Below are 3,290 nucleotides of genomic sequence, written 5' to 3'. Positions count from 1 at the left end.
TTTTTGGGCGAAGGAGGCTTTATATACATAGTTCTTAAGGCAGGGTTCAAATCCTTAACCATACGCAGAGATTTCCATTGAGAAACAGCAATTGAGTGAGCTCCCAAAATCACGGGATCTGCCAAAAGTTTTGTTAACACAGCCTTATCTGTACCAAGTACTTTTACTACCAGTGACCATTCCTTTCCATGCTTGTGCATAAAGGCATTGATGGTTGCAATATTCTCGATCAAACGATCAATATGTACTTTTAAACGAGCCATTATTTGCTCCTTTGCCAACGCATCTCAGCATACTTTGTAGTAAATCCCATGCGCTCATACAATCTTTTCGCGGGATTATCGTATTCCACATGTAGGGCAATGTCTCCATCGGCAGTATCGAATGCTTTTTGGAGTAGTTTTCCTCCTATTCCCTTGCCTCGTTGGGAAGCATCTACCGCGATGTAGATGAGGTAATACTCCGGAATGAATTCTTGCATGCCGGTGTTGTTCATCACCACTGCCCCCACTAGTATGCCATCCTCATGAGCAGAAATAATGTATCCTCCTCGTCCGGCGTCATCGCTTAAGGCATAGTCAATAGCCTTTGAGATAGCAGATTTTGTATCTCTGAATCTATCCAAATGCTTATGTAAGAATTCTATCAAGGCATCTTTGCCAATCTTATCTTCAAGGCTTTCCCAGTTCCGAATTGTGTCAATTGTCATCATAAATAACTCCTTTTTTGCTTATGAAAGACCTCATTTATAGTTTTGTATTTTACTCTTATCAAAATCTTTAGCCCATGTCAAGGCTTTTTTTCCACCAAAATTCCTGTTGTAGAAATATATCTATTATTATAGAAGACGAATACCCCCCTAAAATGTGTCTGAAATTCTGCAAAGGGAGGAGATTTCTTTTGTAATTCTATTTTCAGAATCAAGTTCTTTGGGATTGTTCTATCCATCAAGTGGTTCTGAGGCAACAACTGGATTGGCAAGTTGTACTTGCCATCGAGACAGCTTATCCGGCTTTTACCAACCAGCAACTTAATAGCCCAAGGAGTGCAAGACCACCTGAGCTTCGGAAAGTTCTGCTACGATATCGGCTCGCAAAAGCAACTTTGTGAGTTGTAAATCTATTAAAAGGGTTTTGCAGATTCAGTTGATTCTTTTTGCCCCCCTGATCCTTTACACAGGTATTAAATAAGGTTTATCCTGAGATACTCCAATAGTTTAAAGATGATGGCAAGCTAAATCATATCTTGTTATAGCTTAAAGCGATTTTCTGGCGATGAGGTTATAAAGAGTCCCCCCCAAATTTACAAATAGCGATCTCTTGGATCAATGGGGCTAAAGCCTTATGTGGTGGGTAGATATGATGGACTATCAATGGAAAATTGCTTGCTCGGGTTTGAACGTTATTGTGTGTGTTTGGATCACTGATTATTGCAAATTGAGCCTACTTCGTACTATTTATGGACTTTGGGGGTTCGCTCTGAATTTATCGAGTTAAAAAAGCAGCGAAGACGTGACAATACTCCAATCTATAACCTTCCATACGTACAGTTTACTAAAATGCGGGAGATGGGGTGGCAAGCTCCTCCTTGCCGCAAAGGCCGCAGGCCTTTTCTCTCTGGCGACTCCGTCGCCTCTGCCAAGCGGAGCTTGGCAGCCCAAACGGTATTGCACAATGCGGGAGATGGGGTGGCAACTGGAGTGCGTAAACTCATGGGAACTCCGGAAATCGTTGTTTGTACGGATGCTCGCTGTAGTGCCCTTTGAGAATAAACCACCGCCTGTACAATTGCGACACTTGTTGAAGTGCATTTGGGATGGCAATCTGGGGTGGCAAGCTGGGGTGGCAAGCTCTGTTTGCCACAAAGGCCGAAGGTCTTTTCTTTCTGGCGACTCCGTCGCCTCTGCCAAGCGGAGCTTGGCAGCCCAAACGGTATTGCAGATTTGGGTGACTCTTTTCAGGGGTCATACTCAAAATAGTTATACTGCTTTACCTGCGATTTATCTTGACATTGTTAGTATTCATTTTAGATTTTGAATATAAAAATATATTCAGGGGGAATAAATGACTGCTAACCTGTTGCAGGAATCTGCAGATGCAATCACAGCCAAGAGAATCGAGATAATGCAAGAGATTATTGAAGCAAGCAATCTCGCAGTTTCCAGCGGGTACAACTCATATCAACTACAAAAATGCCGTGAAGATACCCTTTATAATCTTCAGTTTCTTGTTGAAGCGTTAATTATGGAATCCGATTCGCTCTGGAAAGAATACATCCGCTGGCTAAAATTTCTGTTGCTTTCATTGGGATTGAACAAAGAAGGGCTTGCCCAACACTTTTTGATAATTATCCAAGTTGTTGCGAAATATATTCCCGCTTCTCAGTTCCCAAAAGTAGATTTATTATGCTTACTCGCCCATGATATAATGTTGACAGATGAAATTCCCTCTACAAGTAGCCTAGATGTAAAAAATCCATATTATGCACAAGCACAGCAATACAAAGACCTTCTTTTAACCGCTAAGAAGCAAGAAGCCTTGCAGCTAATTGAAGGCTTGGCAGATTCTCATATAAGTATCCGCAATATATTTCTTGATATCCTACAACCTGTGCAACGAGAGATCGGTAACCTTTGGCATGCCAATAAAATTAGCGTGGCTCAAGAACACTATAGTACAGGGCTTACCCAGTTGTCTATGGCACGTTTGTATCCCAGACTCTTTAATGCAGAGCCCAAAAAGTATAATATGGTAGCTGCTTGCGTGAGTGGTGAATTACATGAATTAGGTTTAAGAATGGTTACGGACATTATGGAAATGGAGGGTTGGGATACCTGTTTTCTTGGTGCCAATACTCCGAATGATGCCATAATTCAAACAATCTTGGAACGCAAGGCAGATCTCATGGCAATATCTGTAACCTTTGCGTTAAATCTGCATAAAGCTGAGGCACTAATCTCAAAAATCCGCTCTAATTCAGAACTACAGCATGTAAAAATAATGGTAGGAGGCTACCCCTTCTTACATGATGGTAATCTATGGAAACGAATTGGAGCCGATAGTTTTGCTACAGATGCATCTTTGGCAGCCAAAATTGCAGTCTCTTTGGTGGAAAATTTAGTATGAAAGAAAGAAAACTCATCATAAGTGCTCCCAATACTTTTGAGCTTGAACAAATAATAACGAACGCTCTACGTGGTTCCGGTTTCGAGCCGGGGGCAGATTACAATATTCACTCTATCGAAAGCGATAAAGAAGGAATAAACGAAGCAGATAAAAGGTATTACTTGG

General features: G+C 41.4%; 4 protein-coding genes. 2 read left to right on the top strand and 2 right to left on the bottom strand.

Features of this window, described 5'->3' with window-relative positions:
• On the bottom strand, positions 1 to 263 hold a 263-nt coding region (locus LHW48_05880; GenBank protein MCB5259990.1), incomplete at its 3' end, for a hypothetical protein.
• Positions 263 to 712, bottom strand: a complete 450-nt coding sequence (locus LHW48_05875; protein MCB5259989.1) for a GNAT family N-acetyltransferase — start codon at positions 710 to 712, stop codon at positions 263 to 265. The genes LHW48_05880 and LHW48_05875, both read right to left, overlap by 1 nt.
• 717 nt (positions 713 to 1,429) lie before the next feature.
• Between LHW48_05875 and LHW48_05870 the strand changes: the two genes are divergently transcribed.
• Both LHW48_05870 and LHW48_05865 read left to right on the top strand, forming a co-directional pair.
• Positions 1,430 to 1,765 (top strand): hypothetical protein, encoded by a 336-nt coding sequence (locus tag LHW48_05870; GenBank protein MCB5259988.1) that lies wholly within the window; start codon positions 1,430 to 1,432, stop codon positions 1,763 to 1,765.
• Between the two features lie 298 nt (positions 1,766 to 2,063).
• The gene (locus LHW48_05865) at positions 2,064 to 3,125 is read left to right on the top strand and encodes a cobalamin-dependent protein (GenBank protein ID MCB5259987.1); all 1,062 of its coding nucleotides are present in this window, start codon (positions 2,064 to 2,066) and stop codon (positions 3,123 to 3,125) included.
• Positions 3,126 to 3,290: the final 165 nt, after the last annotated feature.

The organism is Candidatus Cloacimonadota bacterium, assembly GCA_020532355.1.
In the GTDB taxonomy this organism is placed as follows: Bacteria; Cloacimonadota; Cloacimonadia; order Cloacimonadales; family Cloacimonadaceae; genus UBA5456.
The sequence above is the reverse complement of the archived record's forward strand: the minus strand, read 5'-3'. Positions and strand labels throughout refer to the sequence as shown.

Bases quoted from the DNA above. Each gene is read 5' to 3' on its own strand.
- LHW48_05875 (MCB5259989.1), bottom strand. From the start codon at position 712: ATGATGACAATTGACACAATTCGGAACTGGGAAAGCCTTGAAGATAAG.
- LHW48_05865 (MCB5259987.1), top strand. From the start codon at position 2,064: ATGACTGCTAACCTGTTGCAGGAATCTGCAGATGCAATCACAGCCAAG.